The sequence below is a fragment of the Pseudomonas pichavaramensis genome, assembly GCF_050473265.1.
In the GTDB taxonomy this organism is placed as follows: Bacteria; Pseudomonadota; Gammaproteobacteria; order Pseudomonadales; family Pseudomonadaceae; genus Aquipseudomonas.
Genome location: NZ_JBJKFJ010000002.1, coordinates 303,804 through 320,231, shown reverse-complemented (window position 1 = coordinate 320,231; position 16,428 = coordinate 303,804). Strand labels below are relative to the sequence as shown.

General features: G+C 53.7%; 17 protein-coding genes. 7 read left to right on the top strand and 10 right to left on the bottom strand.

Annotated elements, in window-relative coordinates:
• Positions 1–16: 16 nt before the first annotated feature.
• Complete coding sequence (locus tag ACJRW5_RS05050; protein ID WP_484569435.1) at positions 17–526, top strand: hypothetical protein; 510 nt, start codon at positions 17–19, stop codon at positions 524–526.
• A gap of 3 nt (positions 527–529) precedes the next feature.
• Here the strand turns inward: ACJRW5_RS05050 and ACJRW5_RS05045 are convergent, their stop codons facing one another.
• The 4 genes from ACJRW5_RS05045 to ACJRW5_RS05030 form a co-directional block, all read right to left on the bottom strand.
• Positions 530–820, bottom strand: a complete 291-nt coding sequence (locus tag ACJRW5_RS05045) for a hypothetical protein (protein ID WP_484569434.1) — start codon at positions 818–820, stop codon at positions 530–532.
• A gap of 2 nt (positions 821–822) precedes the next feature.
• On the bottom strand, positions 823–1,149 hold the full coding sequence (locus ACJRW5_RS05040; RefSeq protein WP_484569433.1) for a hypothetical protein: 327 nt from the start codon (positions 1,147–1,149) through the stop codon (positions 823–825).
• Between the two features lie 274 nt (positions 1,150–1,423).
• A complete protein-coding gene (locus ACJRW5_RS05035; protein WP_484569432.1) occupies positions 1,424–2,689 on the bottom strand; it encodes a relaxase/mobilization nuclease domain-containing protein in 1,266 nt (421 codons plus the stop codon).
• Positions 2,686–3,039, bottom strand: a complete 354-nt coding sequence (locus ACJRW5_RS05030) for a hypothetical protein (RefSeq protein WP_484569431.1) — start codon at positions 3,037–3,039, stop codon at positions 2,686–2,688. The genes ACJRW5_RS05035 and ACJRW5_RS05030 overlap by 4 nt, the downstream gene beginning before the upstream one ends.
• A 553-nt stretch (positions 3,040–3,592) precedes the next feature.
• Here ACJRW5_RS05030 and ACJRW5_RS05025 point away from each other — a divergent pair.
• The 3 genes from ACJRW5_RS05025 (at position 3,593) to ACJRW5_RS05015 (ending at position 5,027) form a co-directional block, all read left to right on the top strand.
• Positions 3,593–3,907, top strand: coding sequence for a hypothetical protein (locus ACJRW5_RS05025; RefSeq protein WP_484569430.1), 315 nt, complete (start codon positions 3,593–3,595; stop codon positions 3,905–3,907).
• A 261-nt stretch (positions 3,908–4,168) separates the two neighbouring features.
• Positions 4,169–4,660 (top strand): hypothetical protein, encoded by a 492-nt coding sequence (locus tag ACJRW5_RS05020; RefSeq protein ID WP_484569429.1) that lies wholly within the window; start codon positions 4,169–4,171, stop codon positions 4,658–4,660.
• The gene (locus ACJRW5_RS05015; RefSeq protein WP_484569428.1) at positions 4,644–5,027 is read left to right on the top strand and encodes a hypothetical protein; all 384 of its coding nucleotides are present in this window, start codon (positions 4,644–4,646) and stop codon (positions 5,025–5,027) included. The genes ACJRW5_RS05020 and ACJRW5_RS05015 overlap by 17 nt, the downstream gene beginning before the upstream one ends.
• Before the next feature lie 514 nt (positions 5,028–5,541).
• Here ACJRW5_RS05015 and ACJRW5_RS05010 read toward each other — a convergent pair.
• The 4 genes from ACJRW5_RS05010 to ACJRW5_RS04995 all read right to left on the bottom strand — a co-directional run bounded on the left by ACJRW5_RS05010 (position 5,542) and on the right by ACJRW5_RS04995 (position 9,155).
• Positions 5,542–5,724, bottom strand: a complete 183-nt coding sequence (locus ACJRW5_RS05010; RefSeq protein ID WP_484569427.1) for a helix-turn-helix transcriptional regulator — start codon at positions 5,722–5,724, stop codon at positions 5,542–5,544.
• A 116-nt stretch (positions 5,725–5,840) separates the two neighbouring features.
• Entirely contained in the window at positions 5,841–7,265 is a 1,425-nt protein-coding gene (locus tag ACJRW5_RS05005; RefSeq protein WP_484569426.1) for a tyrosine-type recombinase/integrase, read from the bottom strand.
• 396 nt (positions 7,266–7,661) lie between these two features.
• Positions 7,662–8,090, bottom strand: coding sequence for a hypothetical protein (locus ACJRW5_RS05000; protein ID WP_484569425.1), 429 nt, complete (start codon positions 8,088–8,090; stop codon positions 7,662–7,664).
• 432 nt (positions 8,091–8,522) lie between these two features.
• Positions 8,523–9,155, bottom strand: coding sequence for a hypothetical protein (locus tag ACJRW5_RS04995; RefSeq protein WP_484569424.1), 633 nt, complete (start codon positions 9,153–9,155; stop codon positions 8,523–8,525).
• A gap of 129 nt (positions 9,156–9,284) precedes the next feature.
• Between ACJRW5_RS04995 and ACJRW5_RS04990 the strand changes: the two genes are divergently transcribed.
• Complete coding sequence (locus tag ACJRW5_RS04990) at positions 9,285–9,470, top strand: hypothetical protein (protein WP_484569423.1); 186 nt, start codon at positions 9,285–9,287, stop codon at positions 9,468–9,470.
• Positions 9,471–9,542: 72 nt separating this feature from the next.
• Here ACJRW5_RS04990 and ACJRW5_RS04985 read toward each other — a convergent pair whose 3' ends face one another.
• The gene (locus tag ACJRW5_RS04985; RefSeq protein ID WP_484569422.1) at positions 9,543–11,240 is read right to left on the bottom strand and encodes an ABC transporter ATP-binding protein/permease; all 1,698 of its coding nucleotides are present in this window, start codon (positions 11,238–11,240) and stop codon (positions 9,543–9,545) included.
• A gap of 230 nt (positions 11,241–11,470) precedes the next feature.
• Between ACJRW5_RS04985 and fhuF the strand changes: the two genes are divergently transcribed.
• Entirely contained in the window at positions 11,471–12,121 is a 651-nt protein-coding gene (gene fhuF / locus ACJRW5_RS04980; RefSeq protein WP_484569421.1) for a siderophore-iron reductase FhuF, read from the top strand.
• Here the strand turns inward: fhuF and ACJRW5_RS04975 are convergent.
• Positions 12,112–13,734: a cyclic peptide export ABC transporter gene (locus ACJRW5_RS04975; RefSeq protein ID WP_484569420.1), complete on the bottom strand. Its 1,623-nt coding sequence runs from the start codon at positions 13,732–13,734 to the stop codon at positions 12,112–12,114. The two genes, fhuF and ACJRW5_RS04975, sit on opposite strands and share 10 nt — an antisense overlap.
• Before the next feature lie 591 nt (positions 13,735–14,325).
• Here ACJRW5_RS04975 and ACJRW5_RS04970 point away from each other — a divergent pair.
• A complete protein-coding gene (locus ACJRW5_RS04970; RefSeq protein WP_484569419.1) occupies positions 14,326–16,410 on the top strand; it encodes a TonB-dependent receptor in 2,085 nt (694 codons plus the stop codon).
• Positions 16,411–16,428 lie beyond the last annotated feature (18 nt).

The window sequence follows — 16,428 nt, the reverse complement described above, 5'->3', positions numbered from 1 at the left end:
AAGGAGTTAATTGTCAATGTCATTTACACTTGAGAAGGCGCAGGCAGCCGAACCAAAGATTCTCGCGAACGGCATGAAGAGCTTTGATCACTTCCGCGAGCTGGCAGGGAACCCGAAGCTCGATGAGTTTTTTGTCGATGCCAATGCCTTGGCAGCCTTGCTGCCGGGGCTGCCGTTGGCTGGGGATTCAGCGCTAGAGAAGCTGTCGATGATCGCCGACAACAGCTACAAGACGTATGCCGTTTCTTTGAGCCGCTGGAACGAATGCGGCGGGCTTGATCGAAAAGCGGAAGTGTCGATTCCGCCCAGAATGAGGCGAGTTGACCACAGCGGTTTGGCTCTCATCGAGGTTTGGGTAAATGAGCCACCCACAGTTAAAGATATGTATGGCAACGTAGTTGTCGAACACATGCATCTCGCTCTGACTTACAGCGACGAGAAGCTCTTCTTTGAAGAGCGGGTGTCGCTTGAACTCGGAAACCTGCTAGAGGAGCTTGGCTACGAGTTCGAGAATAGGTGGGCCTGACCATCAATCTGATGGCCAGGCTGCCTCGATAACGTCGTTTTCCTCAACCTTCATTCGTACACCAAATATTTCGCCTGCCGGCACCTGGATCGCGGTGCCGGTGGTTTTGCTGACTAATGATTCGAGCGCAATCAGCTCTGCTTCTGTGATTCCTTCTTTCACTGCGCGAGCTGAGATCTTGCAGCATTCATCGAAAGCTTCGAATTGCTTGGTTGCTATGAAATGGTTTGTTGCCAGGGCCATGGCGCGGCCCAGTCTGATAGAAAAATCACGTTCTTGAAATCTGGGATGCATGATTAAGCTCCTACAACTTTTGCAAGAACTGGAGCGATCTTGGCTTCGTAGAGTCCAAGATGGCGCTTATTCATCGCCTCTTTAGCAGCAGCAACGTTCTTAACGCCTTTGCCTTCAGTGATCCAAGTAAAAACGCCGATCAGCTGGAAATCTAGAGTCAGCTTGATTGTAGTCACTACATCGTAAGTGTGGATTTTGAAACTTAAGTTGTAGTTGTTGGCTAGCTTAGAAAGATGAATGTCAGAGTAAAGACTTGAGCGTTCAGCTTTTAAGCTTCTAACCATCTCTGCTAGAATGGCTTCTGCTTTAAGTATTATTTTAGTGTCCATGCAATTTATCCTTTTTGTTATTTTGTTTGCATAATTATATTATAACATATTTATTTGCTGTTTTAACATTGGCGGCTAAAATAATTAAAAATTATTGTTGTGGTGTATATATGAAAGAGCTAGAGGCAGAGAAGGCGAGGGCGCAACAAGAGAAGTTAGATAGACTTAAAAGATTGACAGCGGAAGAGGTAGAAAGGATTGATAGAGAGGGAGAAGCAGAGAAAGAAAGGATAATGGAGCGATTTAATAAGAAGCCGCCTCAAGGGCGGCGGGATTAAATTGGCGATAGTTCTAGCTTAGGCTTTAGCTGCTCCGGTTCTTTATGAAGAGAGTAGAGCGGGCCGGGAGCGTCATCTGGTGAGTAGTCGATTTCGATTTTGCACCTGAAGATCAACAAGATTGCTTCGACTAGCTGCATTGCAGCTCTGGCCATTCTCAGCGCGGACTCGTTCATGATCTTGAGCTGTAGTTGGTCGCGACGCAGTTTTTCTTGTTGATCGAAGACGTAGAAGAGCTTGTTGCCGTTTATATATGTCGGCTCCAAGATACGGCTTATAGCCGTACGTCGAAGCCTGTCAGCTTGTATGACAATAGCGAAAGTTTTGGTCTTTACTTTGGGTCTTTCTGAGCTGACGAAGAGTCCTTTGTGCGATGTTGGTTGCGGGCCTGCTCGTTGCGCTGGTTCTGCATCTCTTGTTCTAACAGCTTTCTGTAATTCTTGAAGCATTGATTCGTCATAGCGAATTCCCTCTCTTTTAATTAAATTTTGCCAAGTAAACCTTGATCGTTTTAACTGCCGTCCGGAGATAGATTTACCCTCGAACTTGTAGCTGATGCCAGTAGGCTTGCCGGATCTGTCGGTAGTTAGTTCGACGCCTATTTGTGCTTTTCTGAGTAGAGCAATGAAGTCGAGCATGTTGCCGCCGCGCTCTTGCGTACGTTCAAGAGCCGTAGCTACACGTGCAATGACTTTGTGTTTCCATGCGACATCCCCGGACTTTTCTGAAGCTTCGACTTCTTCTCTAGTTAGATTTACACCAAATGTCTCGTGTGGCATCGGTACTACCTGGAGGCCATATTCTTGCTCAATCTCTCTGCACACGTTCATCAAGATTTCATAGTCGTTGCTTTCTGAGAGCAGCTTGTAGTCACGCATGCTTATTCGATTAGCGATGATGTGCATGTGCTCGTTGTCAGTATCGCGATGCAGCTCACCAAAAAACTTATGATCCTCTGTATAGCCTAGTGCACACATCGCTTTGAATAGAATTTCTCGCCACTGTTGAGCATTTAGGGTTTCGCCTGGCGCGAGGCTTAGCATGTAATGCATGTGACACTTGCCAGATTCCTTGCCTGTAGCCGCCTGGCGGAGATGGCAGGGGGCGTCCATTTCCTCGGTTAAGTCTTCTGGTGTTGAGCCAAACACGTTTCCACCAACAAACTCAACATGTTCGCACTTATGTTCATGACCTTTCCCAAATACGTATTCGACACGTGTTTTTGATGAGCCTTTCTCGTTAGCGAATTTTCTGGAGATCATGCCTGATCTCCTTTTGTGTTTAGGAGCTTTTTAGCGATATTCGCAACAGCATTTCGAATCCCTAACATCTCTGATGCTGGGTAATTCATGCTCTTTGCCTGATCAAGCGCTCTTACGACTGTTGAAAGAAGTGAGTAAGTATCTTTGCGGTTTTGCTCTATCACTACCTTGGCTGGCAGTTGTGAGCGCAGGCCAGAGGCTCTCAGGAAGACAGCAGGGCTGTCGAAGCCCTTTTCATCCATGAGTGCTAATAGGCGCTCATACTCTTCGGCATTGAGCGCGACCAAGATCTTGTTTGTTCTTTTCTCTGACTCTAGTAAAGCGGGTTTTCCCCTCTTGTTATTTTTCATGTTTCACCTTTCTTATTATTATGGTTGATTGCTTTTACTTTTAATCGCGCAACACCCGGAGGGGTGTGAGCAGCCAGCGTCTAGATATATTGAGCGTGCCGAAGAATTTCGGCTAAGTGATAATATATATAGACATTGCTGGCTTAGAATTTCTTCTCTTAAAATGATTATATCATTAATTATTAACTTATTTTAATTGATCCATGATTTTTTGATTGATTATTGGAAATATTTTTGCTAGAACAAATATTCTCGGGGGATATGTTCTAGAGAACATTTTGCTGGTGTTGATTTGTTCTCTAGAACAAATGATTTGGACGAATTTGTTCTAGAGAACAAAAGTCCAATTGATTTCTGTTCTAGAGAACATATTTATTAATGTAATTTGTTCTAGAGAACAGATTTGATTTGTGGGATTTGTTCTAGAGAACAGATTGCTAACAGTATTTTTGTGCTAGAGAACAAATCTTGTACTAGAATTCTGTTCTCTTTGTTAACACCAGCTTCGCTGAAGGATGCCAGTGGTGGTCTTAGTTAAGGGAGGAGTGAGTAAATGGACGTTCGAAATCCAGGCAGCCTCGGTGAATTCTATGAAGGTTGGCAGCAATACGCTGATGCGTTTCTTGTTGCATGCAATGAGTCTGGCGTGCATCCAGCTGGAATTAAGCCTTCAAACGGCTATCTGCGCATAGACTGCGCAGGCTTGCCAGAGCATCTGGTTGTGCTTGCGGATGCCGTAGAGCGGGCAACTGACGGCATTTGCCAGTTTTGCGGTGCCACTAATGCTCAAGAGCACGTAGATAGTGATTGGATCTGGAAGCTCTGCAAGCCATGCATCAATACCAGGGCTTCAGAAAACACGCCCTGAGGGCGTGCTGGATCACTGAAAATTCAGGCCAGCCAAGCCCGACTTTTCTCAGTTAACCAAAGCCTTTTCAGGAACAATCTGTTTACACATATAAACAAGTGTACACACATTGTTCCTCATAACTACTAAGCAATCACCGCTGGATTTCTTAGCCGAAAGGCTGTAAAAATCTTTGACACAAATGCCTTGTACTGAAATTTATAGTTATCTGCATGATATAATAAAGGCATGCAAAAAAATTATAATAAGAAGAGGTTAGTTATGGAGAGTCAAGAAAAGGGATGGTTGTGGATAAGAGAGCTAAAGAATACGGTTTGCTTTTATCGTGTAGTATTTGGTGAAAAGAGGGAGCGTGTTCTTGCAGTGCCGTACACTGAAGTAATGGCCCGACAGCAAGAGATTCGCAAACACTTTAAAAGTCCGAAAAACACAGCAAAGCTAATCAAGTATTTCAGCACATTTGAATTTCGCAACAAAGAAAAGCTAGTAGATAAAAAAGTGTATCTGACGCCTCAGCAAATCATTGAGTCTATGGTGCTGATTGAAGAGTCGCTAGCTGAGCTAGTCAAAGCAGATCCGAGGTGCGAGAAGCCAGAACACCGGCAGGCTGGTTACGAAACATGGCGTCAGTGGTCAAAAATCAGGCCACATCTCAACACACTCGGCGGATGGAACATCAAGGAATCTGACTCACAAAAAGCCCTGGGCTGGGGCACTGCTGGAAGGAGAGAGCAGGGTGGACAAAAAACCTAACCGCACAGGCTTTCTGGAAGGTCAGCTCACCTTCGGCGACGACTTCGACACCCTCGGCCAAACCGAGATCGAAGCCGCGTTCTCCGGCGAGCCAGATCCTGCTCCCGCCACTGAACCCAGCTTGGCAACAAAAGAAGAGCAGGGGGGCCAGCGCTGCGAGGTTTGCGACTTCCCTGCCATTGCCGGCCACGTTCAGGGGGAAGTCGAAGAGGAGAGGTATAGCTTGCAGATCTGCCCAGGCTGCTTGAAGCACGCGATCCTATGCCTGAGGGATAGCTACCGTCAGTGCCGGTTGTTCGATGACGATTTCGAGATTGAGGAGCTGTGCAGATTTGGAAAAGGAGAGGCTTCCTCTGCTGGCACATAGCCGCTATTGTGTGAAGCAGGTCTCAATCAAGGAGAGAGTGCGATGGGTCTGTTCAGCGCGTTAGACGAATTCTTTTTTGGCCCGCCAGGTGTTGCTGGTGGCCTTGTAGGTGATGTTGTTGATGCCATCTCTGAGAATCCCGGCAAGACCGTCGCAGTGGTAGCTGCGACCGTGGCGACTGGGGGCGTTGCACTGGCAGCAGCACCGGCAATCGCAGCAACAGCTGGTGCAGCAGGCATGCTTGGAGCTGCAAGCACAGGCACAGCGATCAGCACGCTGTCCGGTGCCGCTCTGACTAATGCGTCTCTTGCTGCCCTTGGCGGAGGGGCGGTAGCAGCAGGGGGCGGCGGCATGGCTGTCGGCACGGCTGTCGTGACTGGTGCCGGGGCAGCTGTAGGTGCTGGCGTGTCAGGGACTATTGCCGCAAAAGGCTAAATTTCAGGCAAAGAAAAAGGCACCTGGTTAGGGTGCCTTTTTTATAAGCGGCTGATCATCTGATCCTCCTGCATGCTGTTTACAGGGTGTTCATGAACTCCTGAAATCTGCTAGACCGCCAGCCCACCGTTTTGTGGCTCAGCCTTGTCTTTGCCGGAAGCGTCCCTCGCTTCTCCATCCTTTCTACCGTCCTCTTCGATACTCCAAGTATCTTTGCTACATCTTCCATGTTCAAAAAACGATCAGATATTACTGCATCCATCATGCCCCCTGCGGCCAGTTAATATCGGATATAATAACGATTAAACTGGCGCTGTCAAGGAGAATTGCGTATGTCAAGGGGTTGAGTAGAAAATATACTCACGATTTTGGATGGGATCAGTCCTCATCGTCTGAATCTGAGCTTTCCGGCGTAGTGCGTATGTCAGCAAGGGTCAGGATCAGCATGTCTTTTCGGACTATCCCAGCCCTCAGATCGTCTAGAAATGCCCCCCACAATTCCAGGGCCTCAGTCTTTTCGTTCAGGTACGTGTTGCGGTCGTAGTGCTTCGCTTGGACACCACTCTTGCCATGCGATAGAAGGTGACCGCGTATTTCTTCGTTCACGCCGAGACCAGCAAGCATCGTCTCAGCTGAAACGCGGACATTTTTCCAGCTGAAGTACCTGGTTAGCCCGGCATCACTCAGCTCCTTACCAGCATCGCTGTAGTATTTGCTTAGGTAGTCAGCGCTGACTGGATTCTCAGTGAGCGCAAACGGTCCGAAATCACTCATGCGAATCTGCAATAGTGGGTCGAGAATCTCTTTGATGCGAGGAGTCAAAGGCAAGTAATGCTTGCGAGGCTTGCCTTTTCCTTTTTTGTCGATGAGGAGGATGCCCTCGTTTGAGACTTGACCCCATTCCAGCGCCGTGAGCATCTTCAGTCGTTGTCCGCCAAGATATATAGGGGTCAGGGCAATAGACCGCTGACGCTCAGGGAGCTTGTCCAGGTGCCTCAAAAGCTCTCCAAGCTCATGCTGCTGAAGAGATTCGGTCTCTCCCTGATAAACATTTTCGAGAGCGCCAACGGTGGCTGCGACGTTGTGAACGATGCCGAAATGCTTGGGGTCTTCGATCTTGCGCTCAAGCGAAACCGCGCTCGTCTTGGCTACTTCAAAAGCTGCGCACAGGTACGTGTGAAGCGTATCCGCAGTAGATCGCATGCTTGTCACCGGGGCATTTGTTGAGTTGTTTTTGCCCCTTGGTCGTGGTTTTGAAGCAAGCACCCTCTGGATGATCTTGGCTATGTCGAAAGCCGTGATCTCGCGTGCTGGCTTTGCGGCTAGGTCCGGGAATGGCTCGCAGACATGCATCTCAAACATCCGCGCTACTGTCGGCGCTTTGACTCTCTTTCGCTGCTTCAGATCTTCTGTGTAGTTGTTAAGAAGGTCTCTGAACGTTCCGATGTTCGACTCGGCCTGAGCAGCTTTTTCGGCAGCTTCTTGATCTGACTTCTGGCGGGCAAGGTAGTCTTTAGGATTGCCGTGTTCGAGCAGTATTTGGGCTAGTCGTGTGGCTTCGGATCGTATGTCAGAAAGGCGTAGGCCGGGGGAGGTTGGGGTGGCGGCGTACTGGCCAATGCTCAGCTGGCCAGGCTTCTTGTTCAAATTCCAGCGGTAGTATGCAGTCGTGACTGCGCCGACTTTCTTGAAAAGGATGCTGCCGGTGCCGCGACCTGGTAGGCTCTCAGTCAGCGTTCCGCCGTCCTTCAGGCCTCTTAGACGCTGATCATTTACTCGCTTGTCCTGTGTGTTTCCTGCCATTCCCGCCGCCCCGGTAGTCACTACTGGTAACTACTCTAGCAACTACTTCTCCTGTCGTTCAACGTCATTCTTTGTGTCTGAGTGTCGTTCATTTCGTTAGCGCGTTTCTCTACATCCCTGATTAAACGGGGATTTCAGAGGGATTCAAGAGGTTTTATGAAGTTCGTGTCGTCCACTGGCGACCATGTTCTATCCCCTCCTAAGGGCTAGATGCTGGTTCGATTCCAGCAGGGGCCATAGACATTCTCCCGGATGCTCCCGCATCTTCCCGGATAAGACGGGAGCCAAGACAAACCGGCCACTAGAGCCGGTTTTCTTTTGTCTGAATGCTCCTAAATATCCCCGCTCATTGGGGGCGATATTGGAGCGCACCCCTACCAGACTGACTAATGCAGGTTAGCCCTTCGAGTCCCAGCCATTCACCTGGCCATCATCTAGGGTGATGCGCAGTCCGTACCGTTTTTTGCCCTGCGGGTAGTATTTCCAGACCTCGCGAGTCTTCGTTTTCAGGTACTTCTGATCCACTGCGTTGGGGCGCCCAATTGAGTCTACTACCTGATCTTCACTCATTCCGTCCCAGATCGACCCCTTGAGGATTGCTTGCACGGTGGATTCGTCGCTGTACTTCTTGCGGAGATAAGCGATCCGCGCGGCGTGCTGGCTTTTTTTGATGAAAACATAGGAAACACCACCAACGATTAGAGCACCAAGCACGAACGGCCATGCTCCGGCGTCAGTGATCTTCTGGAAAACCAATACCGGTATCCCAACGAATATGCCTAAGAAAAGAAGGGCACGTTGTTCTTTTGCTGAAATCTTGGCCATTCCCGCTTCCTTGCTGTTGGTGTGCCCAGGAGTCTAAACCAGGAGTTGAGGAGCGACCATGGATCAGGCTCTGAGCAGTGCCAGACGTCGATCCCGGGGCTTTTCCAAGATGGGCTGTCAGATTCGTCGAAGAGCGATGGCCGCGCCTCAGGACTATCTGAGCTGTCCAGAGCTTCCAATTTCGGTATGGGGGTATTCGATCTGTTGCTGCCCTTGGTCATCGCGGTAAATCTCCTAAAATTTGAGGAGATTAGCTTTTAGGCCTCTATGGCGAGGCCATCGTGGTGTATTGAGCTGATATCCCTCGCTCGTGCGGCCTGACCGCATCCTGAACGTGGACCTGGTGGACGAGGGTGCCACGCTAGAGTGGCGCCCCGGTGAGGGTGATTGCGAGGGAAATACTGGCAATGCCGTGCTGGTGGGTGACCCGCTTTAACTGCTAGCTGCTCTACGCTTGAGGTCTGCTTGTGCTCGGCTGGCCAGTTTGTAGCTGATGTACTCGTTCAGGATGAACCGCGCGAAAGCCACGAAGCCCGTGAATACGATTGCTCCGATCAGGAAGGGGAGAATCTCATTCGTCGAGGCCAGCAGAATGAAGAAAACTGCCCCCATTAGTGCAATAAGCCCTGCAAAACCAGCGCTCCAGACTGCGAATACCTTTTCGCTGGTACTGATGATTATCGCAGGTTCCTCTGAACCCTCTGGAAATCCTACATGCTGTGCAACGCTGCGCAGCTGTGGCTTGGACCAGGTGCCGTCCTTATTTAAGGCCAGCAAGAATTCCATCTTGGCGCGGCTGGCGCTAATGCCCGAGGCGATCCGAAACGCTTCCAGCTCGATGGAGGTTTCCAAGTACTCAGTCAACCCCGAATGCTTGGATGCACTGGAGCGCAGCGCCTTCAACCGCTCTAGGGGTTTGCGAATGAAGTGCTTGTCATGGGCCTCGAAGGCACTGAGTAGTGGGGCTAGCAGCTTGGGAGCGAGAGAGGCAAGTGTTACGAGGGCAGTGACAACAGGAACGTACTTGACGTCGAGTAGTGCGATTAGCTGCTGCAGGATTTCCATGTCTAGGCCGCTTCCTTGAGAAAGGTGGCAGTTTGCCCGCTGAGAGGCGGGCTGCCAAGGCGCTGCGGGGTTGCATATTTCAGAATGGCGGTAAGGTCTGCGGACAACTGTCAATGACGGAGTATGCAGATGAGTGGTGATGTAAACGCGGCTGTAGGGGAGCAACTGGCGGAGCGGGTTACGCAGCCGGATAGGGATTGGGTGACACCAGAGGAGCGGTTGTTGCTGCGGTTTTACCGCAAGCTCGATGCGGGTGAACAGGCGTTTATGCGCCGGGCGATTGAGGCGTTGGCGACGCGAGATTTGCCCAGGTGAAAGATAAGCCCCGTACTAACGGGGCTTATTGATAAAGGCCTCCTGTCTGGTAGCCAGATGCGCAGAGCCGGTTCAGGCGTATTCCAATTCCTGGTCCGAGCGTTGTGCGGGCAGCAGATCCAAAGTGCGGGTATGCACCGCTTCCAGCGAGGCGCGATGGCCGACGCTGATGATGATGGCGTCTGGTAAGGCATGGCTCAGTCGTGTGTAGCAGCGCCTTTCGCTTTCTTCATCCAGTGCCGAACTGCTTTCATCGAGGAACAGTATCCGAGGGCGTAGCAGCAGAGCACGCACGAAGGCGCAGCGCTGTTGTTCACCGATGCTCAGGGTCTGCGACCAGTCGAGCTCTTCATCCAGCCGTGCGCTCAGATGGTCGAGGTCGCACTGCTGCATCACTTCCAGCAGGCGGGGATCGTCTTGCGGATGCGGCGCCGAGGGATACCAGAGCATGTCGCGCAGGGTGCCAAGGGGCAGGTAGGGTTTCTGCGCCAAGGTAAGGGCGCTGCCCAGGTCGTAGCGCGCCACGCCGCTGGCATGGTTCCAGATGCCGGTCAGAGCGCGGATCAGAGTGGACTTGCCGAAGCCGGACGGTGCCCGGATCAGCAGGCGCTCGCCAGGCTGCATGTGCAGGTCGAACCCTTCGAGCAGCCGCCTGCCGTTTGGCAGCCACAGCGACAGATTCTGTACGTCGAAGCCTTCCGTCTGATGCTCGAGGAGCACGTCATTCTCACTGCCGACGCTATCCAGGCGCCGCTGAAAGCCGATCAGTCGATCCACTACCGATTTCCACTCGGCAAGTTCGGGGAACACTTTGACCAGATAGGCCATGGCCTCATGGACCTCGCCAAAGGCGGCACTCAGCTGGGTCAGGCGACCCAGTGGGAGGGCGCCGGCAAAGAACTGCGGCGCCATGATGAACATGGGAATGATCATGGCGCTACGCATGTAGAAGGTGGAGTAGCCGAGGACGATTTTCTGTTGCTTGACCAGCGACCAGAAGTTTTCCAGTGTCGCGCCCAGGCGCTGGCTGAAGCGGGCATGCTCCTCGTTTTCGCCACGATACTGAGCTACGGCCTCGGCATTTTCACGCAGGCGCATCATGGCGAAGCGAAAGTCTGCTTCGCGGCGCTGCTGGATGAAGTTCAGGCGAGGTAACGCGCGCCCCAGCCAGAAAGCGCCACCGGTACCGAGGATGGAATAGAGCAGTGCGGCCCACACCAGCAGGCCGGGGATCACCAGTTCTTCGCCGCCGAAGGGAATCTTCACCAGGCTCGAGGCCTGCCAGAGGATGTGCAGGAAGGAGAATAGCGATATCAACGCCGTCATCAGGCCCAGACTGAGTTTCAGCGACATGGTGATGAACAGGTTGATGTCATCGGCGATGCGCTGGTCGGGGTTGTCCGTTTCCGGGGCAGTGAGTTGCAGCTTGAGGTAGCGATGTCGCTGCAACCAGAGTTGCAGGGTGTTCTCGGTGGCCCAGCGGCGCCAGCGCAAGGTGAGCTTCTGCTGGAAGTGGAAGGCGGCCACGGTGAACGTCGCCAGACCCAGCTGCAGGAACAGGAACTGCACGCCGCCGACCAGAAAGGCGTCGTAGTCGAGCGCCTGCAGGGCGTTGTAGAAATGCAGGTTCCAGAAGTTATAGAGCAGGTTCACCCCGACCAGGCACAGATTCATCAGGATCGTGCCGGATAGCAGGAGCAGGGCCGGCCGCCGCTCGGAAGACGACCAGAATGGCCGGGCAAGCGACCAGAAATCGCGTAGTGTCTGCATGAGGCCTCAGGTTGCCCTGCGTAAACGGATTGAGTTTATAGAGAGGCGTCTATACCATCAACGCTAATCGTTCTCATTGATTGGACCCTCAGCGGCGGAGGCAAGCCATCGACCTACCGGACTGGCTGTGCCAGGCATGGCCACCCATTCAGCGCGTGATCCAGCTTGAGAGTCAGGGGCAAGCATCGGTGCCGTTGCCCGATCTTGCTAATGCGGGTGTGTTATATCCCATGCTCGAGCGCTTCGCCGAGCTCTATCCCGGCATCAAGCGCCCCCCCGTCGCCTCCCAATGGTCGATGAACTACCTCAGTGTCATGTTGCCGGCCACCTTGGCGACGATGTTGACCTGTGAGCGGGCTATCGCTTTCTGGGAGCAGGACGTCGCGTTGTTACACGAGGCTGGACAGCCTCGTGCACTGTGGCTGTCAACGTCGCAGGCCTCAATCAGCGTCGAACAGCGCAACGATTACTGGGCGCGTCTGCTGCATGAGCACCTGGAGCCGCTGTTCGGCAGTATTGCTGCCTGGGGTGGATTGGCACCCAAGGTGTTGTGGGGCAACTTTGCCGCGATCTGGGACGGCGCTTTTGCACGCATCGATGCCAACCTGGAGCGTGAGGGCTTCGCCGAGGCCCATCGCTGGCTGGAGCAGGCCGTGGTCGCTGAGGGGCGTTTGAGACCCAGGAGCCTGCAGTGGATGGTCGACTCGCCAGCCCCAGAGGTCTGCGCGCGGATTCCATTGCGGCGCCATTGCTGCCTGCACTACCAGTTGCACGCTGCGGTGCCGGACAAGCCGCCAGTGCTGTGCGAGTCCTGCCCGAAGCTGCATCGCCTGCCGCAGGCGGAGCAGGCGAGTTATCTGCGGCTGATCTATCAGCACTGAATCCGGCTTGCCTCCAAGACGCTGCCCTGGTCTACCTTGATCATTCGGTCGGCCTGGTGAAAGTAGGTATCGTCGTGAGAGATCACGATCACCAGTTTGCCGCGCTGGCGCAGGTCGGGAAGGATCTTGGTGTAGAAGAAACGCTTGAACACCGGATCCTGATCCGCCGCCCATTCATCGAACAGGTAGCAGGGGCGATCATCGAGGTAAGCCGCCAGCAGAGCCAGGCGTTTGCGTTGGCCGGTGGAGAGGTCGAGCGTGGACAGGCGGCCGCCCTCGATGTTGACCTTGTGTGACAGTTGCAGGTGCGCCAGGTAGTCGCGGGCCTGCTGCATCAGTTGTGGGTCGTCACCGTCGAGCAGGTGCTCGAACAGGCAGAAGTCGGTGAAGATCGCCGAGAAATGCTGGCGGTAGAGGTGATTCTGGGTGCTCGAAGACACCTGGTCATCGAGCTGCAGATCGCCGTCCTCGGGTTGATAGAGGCCGGTCAGCAGCAAGGCCAGGGTGGTCTTGCCGCTGCCGTTGCCGCCGGTGATGAATGTCACCTCGCCGGCCCTCAGGTTGAGGTCGAACGGGCCCAGAGTGAAGCGGCCGTCTTCGCCTTCGCGGTAGTAGGTGTGCCGCACTTCACGGCAACTCAGCCTTGACACATGACGGGCTGGCATCTGGGTATCCTGCGCTGAGCCCGTAACTTCCAGCTGCCCTTCGAGTGCGTGAATCTTGCGCAGTGAAACACTGGCCCGGCCCAGGGTGGGCAGGGCATTCATCAGCTCCGACAGCGGCGTGATCATGTACAGCAGGGTGAGGATGTAACCCGTCACCAGCGTTGCGCCGAGCTCGATGAACTGGGGCGCGAGAAACAGTACCGTACCGATCAGCAGGTAGAAGATACCGTTGCCCCAGTTGAGCACCAGCGCGTAGATGCTCATGCCGCGTACGAAGTCGCGGCGGTATTGCTGGCTGATGGGGTAGAGCAGGCGCTCGAAGAACTGCACGCGGCGCGAGTGATTGAGTTGTAGCTCTTTGCTCCCGTCGGTGAGCAGGCGGTATTGGTCGAAGAGCTGATCCTTCAGCTCGCGGGCCTTGCTGATCGAGGTCAGGGCCTTGCGCTGCGGCCAGTGGAAGCTGGCCGCGCCGAGCAGGATCAGCGCTGCGGTAAGCCCCAGCAGCGGCAGGCTGAGCCAGCCCAGGTAACCCAGACAGGCCAGCACGATGCCGCTGTTGACCAACAGGATCGGCACCAGCTCGACGGCCTGGCTGATGGTCTGCGTATCGTCGGTGAGCATCGCCAGCAGACGATGCTTGCCCAGGCGTTGCAGGCGTGGGTAGGGCGTATCGATCAGCTTGCCGCTCAGGTGCAGGCGCATGTCGCTGATCGCCGTTTGCCCCAGCTGCAGCAGGCTGATATCGGAGACGATACGCGCGGTTACCACCAGTGCCACCAAGCCGGCGAAAAGCAAACCGTCGGCTGGGCGTAACTGGCTGAAGCCAGCCAGGGAGTGGTTGATGTTGGCGATCAGGCCGGCTGCCGCCAACCCGCAGGCCAGGCCTGTCGCGGTCGCGATCAGCAGGGTGCGCCAGGAACGGCGCGCCAGTAGCAGTAACAGATCCATCTCAAGTCATCTCGTTGTGCGAGGGTTCCACGCTGCTGCGTGTGCAGCATACTCAGGCTGTCGAGCAAAGCTCGCCGCATGCGACCTGACGCGGAATGTCCTGATCGTGTTTGTTCGGTGATCTGGCCGTGGCTGACGCCTTGTCAGTCAGGTGCACTGAAGCCCTTCAACTCCAGAAGCGAACTGAGCCCACCACAGCCGGAGCGGGCAGTGCAGCGTGAAGGGACTTAAGGTGCCGATCAAGGTCTGCATGTGGGCATGATGGCGCAGCCGGCGTTGCCCCCACTCTCAGCTGTCGTCTGCCAGTTGCAGTCCCTGTTGCTAGGTCTAGCAGACGAAGAACCGCTCGCTCCAAATCCAGAAAATTTAAGTCGGACGGTGCCTTTAAACACAACGCTTTCCTCAGGGGGTGCTCCGCCCGCAGAAGGGCATAAATGATAATCAGAATTGTAAATATTGAAAATATTCTTGCAGTCGATAATATTTCGCAATTGTGAGCTTCTGGCTTCTACTGCTGAAGCTTGGGGAGGAATAGAAGCGACCATCCGTTTCGCTTCAAAAATAAGCAAAAGCGAAGGAGCTGAGGGAGAAATGAGCAATTTCAAGAAGAGCACGCTGGCATTGGCTGTCGCGTCTGGCCTGATGGCCGTGGCTCCAATGCTTGCAGCCGAGGAGGCCAACAAAGAGGAAACCCTGCAGCTCAAGGAAGTGGTCATAACAGGGGAGAAGATTCAACGCAGCCAGGACAAAACGCTGTCCAGCGTTGCGGTGGTGACCAGTGAAGACATGCGCATCCATGGCGATCAGGATCTACAGGGCGTGCTGGACCGTACTCCAGGCGTTTACGCTCAGTCGGGTAACGAGAACTGGGGTATTCGCGGGATTCCGGTGAGCGGATTCGATGATCAGGGGCCTGCAGCCATGAATGGCGCAGTTTCGGTCTATGTCGACGATGCCCTGCAAGTCAATCGACTGCTGACTCACAACCCACTGCAGCTCTGGGACATGGAGCAGGTGGAGATTTACCGTGGAGCCCAGTCGACCACCCAAGGACGTAACTCCCTGGCCGGCGCCATCATCATGAAGAGTAAGGATCCGACCTTTGCTCCCGAATTTTCGCTGAGAGGCAATGCCGGCAAGTACGGAGAACGCGGGGCTTCTGCGGTGGCTAACGGTACACTGATCGACGGTCTCGTCGCGGGCCGCCTGGCTGTCGACTATCAAACTTCTGATGGTTACATCGAAAATGAATTCCTGGACATGGATGCCAACCAGCTGCGCTCATCCAATATCCGCGGCAAATTCCTCATCTTGCCGTCCGATGATATGGATGTACTGCTCACCTTCAGCCGCACCAAGCAGCGCAGCGGCCTCAATGCGACCGCTGCTTCCAACGGTAAGCCTGACTATTACAGCATTTACGAGAATACCGAGACCTACAACACGCTGAACCAGAACACCGCTACGGCCAAAGTCGATTATCGTCTGGACGACTTCTGGACTCTGACCAGTGTCACCTCTGGTACCTGGTCCAAGTACGACTCTATTCTCGACTTCGATCGTACTACCGCCGTCAACCCTACCCAGACTGCCCCTCGCCATCATGAGCAGAGCCTCGGTAGTCAGGAGTTTCGTCTGGGGTACGCTTCGGATCGTGTAGACGGCGTAATGGGTGCCTATCTTGGGCGCTCCAAGGGCGAGATTGACGACCAGCTGGTCAACAACGGAACGGTGTTGTTGAACCAGAAAGGCGAGATCAAGATTAGAAGTCAGGCCTTGTTCGGCGAGCTCAACTGGGAGTTCGTGGACGATTGGCAATTGATTACTGGGCTACGTTGGGATCACGAGAAAAACAACACCAAGATCAATTATCCGATCCGGGTGGTTTCTGTGACTGACGCTGTTGCAGACGAGGACATCAGCTCCAGCGTCCTGTTGCCTAAGATCGGCATCAGCCATGATCTCACCGAAAATCAGGTCATAGGTCTGACCTGGCAGCGTGGCTATCGCAGTGGCGGTGTGAACATTCGCAGTCGCGCCCGTCATGATAGCTACGATCCGGAGTTCACCAGCACCTACGAGCTGGCTTGGCGCGGTAACTGGCTGGATCGTCGTCTGCGCACTACCGCTAACCTCCATCACACCACCTGGAAAGACCAGCAGGTGTCGTTCCGCAATATTGCCGATAACACCACGCAGGTATCCAACGCTGCCGACAGCCGCATGATCGGTATGGAGTTCTCCGCCGAATACCTGGTGACCTCGCAACTGCTGCTCAATGTTGGTTTTGCCTACAACGATACCAAGTACAAGTCCTTCATGCGTGATGGGGTGGATCTCAGCGGCTACGAGTTCATTTACGCGCCCAAGAAGATGGCAAACGTAGGTGCTAACTACACCTTCGCCAACGGTCTTTTGATTGGCGGTGATGTCGTTTATCAGGGCAAAAGTATTTCCAACTTCGACGTGAGTGGCAGTACCGTGACCGGTAAACGCTTTAATGACAGCGTTACGCTGGTAAACCTGAACGCCGAGTTTCCCATTGGCGATCTGACGCTAAGCGGTTACGTGCACAACCTCTTCGATGAGGAGTACATCACCAACAACCAGAGCGATGACCTGCTGGACGTTGGCGCACCAATGACCCTGGGCGTGGCCGCACGCTACGACTTCTAAAGGCAGCTTTTGTTCAGG

Excerpts from the sequence above, each read along its gene's own strand:
- ACJRW5_RS05020 (WP_484569429.1), top strand. The coding sequence starts at position 4,169 with ATGGAGAGTCAAGAAAAGGGATGGTTGTGGATAAGAGAGCTAAAGAAT.
- ACJRW5_RS04990 (WP_484569423.1), top strand. The coding sequence starts at position 9,285 with ATGAGTGGTGATGTAAACGCGGCTGTAGGGGAGCAACTGGCGGAGCGG.
- ACJRW5_RS05035 (WP_484569432.1), bottom strand. The coding sequence starts at position 2,689 with ATGATCTCCAGAAAATTCGCTAACGAGAAAGGCTCATCAAAAACACGT.
- fhuF (WP_484569421.1), top strand. The coding sequence starts at position 11,471 with ATGCTCGAGCGCTTCGCCGAGCTCTATCCCGGCATCAAGCGCCCCCCC.
- ACJRW5_RS04985 (WP_484569422.1), bottom strand. The coding sequence starts at position 11,240 with ATGCAGACACTACGCGATTTCTGGTCGCTTGCCCGGCCATTCTGGTCG.
- ACJRW5_RS04975 (WP_484569420.1), bottom strand. The coding sequence starts at position 13,734 with ATGGATCTGTTACTGCTACTGGCGCGCCGTTCCTGGCGCACCCTGCTG.
- ACJRW5_RS05040 (WP_484569433.1), bottom strand. The coding sequence starts at position 1,149 with ATGGACACTAAAATAATACTTAAAGCAGAAGCCATTCTAGCAGAGATG.
- ACJRW5_RS05025 (WP_484569430.1), top strand. The coding sequence starts at position 3,593 with ATGGACGTTCGAAATCCAGGCAGCCTCGGTGAATTCTATGAAGGTTGG.
- ACJRW5_RS05000 (WP_484569425.1), bottom strand. The coding sequence starts at position 8,090 with ATGGCCAAGATTTCAGCAAAAGAACAACGTGCCCTTCTTTTCTTAGGC.
- ACJRW5_RS04970 (WP_484569419.1), top strand. The coding sequence starts at position 14,326 with ATGAGCAATTTCAAGAAGAGCACGCTGGCATTGGCTGTCGCGTCTGGC.
- ACJRW5_RS05030 (WP_484569431.1), bottom strand. The coding sequence starts at position 3,039 with ATGAAAAATAACAAGAGGGGAAAACCCGCTTTACTAGAGTCAGAGAAA.
- ACJRW5_RS05045 (WP_484569434.1), bottom strand. The coding sequence starts at position 820 with ATGCATCCCAGATTTCAAGAACGTGATTTTTCTATCAGACTGGGCCGC.
- ACJRW5_RS04995 (WP_484569424.1), bottom strand. The coding sequence starts at position 9,155 with ATGGAAATCCTGCAGCAGCTAATCGCACTACTCGACGTCAAGTACGTT.
- ACJRW5_RS05050 (WP_484569435.1), top strand. The coding sequence starts at position 17 with ATGTCATTTACACTTGAGAAGGCGCAGGCAGCCGAACCAAAGATTCTC.
- ACJRW5_RS05005 (WP_484569426.1), bottom strand. The coding sequence starts at position 7,265 with ATGGCAGGAAACACACAGGACAAGCGAGTAAATGATCAGCGTCTAAGA.
- ACJRW5_RS05010 (WP_484569427.1), bottom strand. The coding sequence starts at position 5,724 with ATGGATGCAGTAATATCTGATCGTTTTTTGAACATGGAAGATGTAGCA.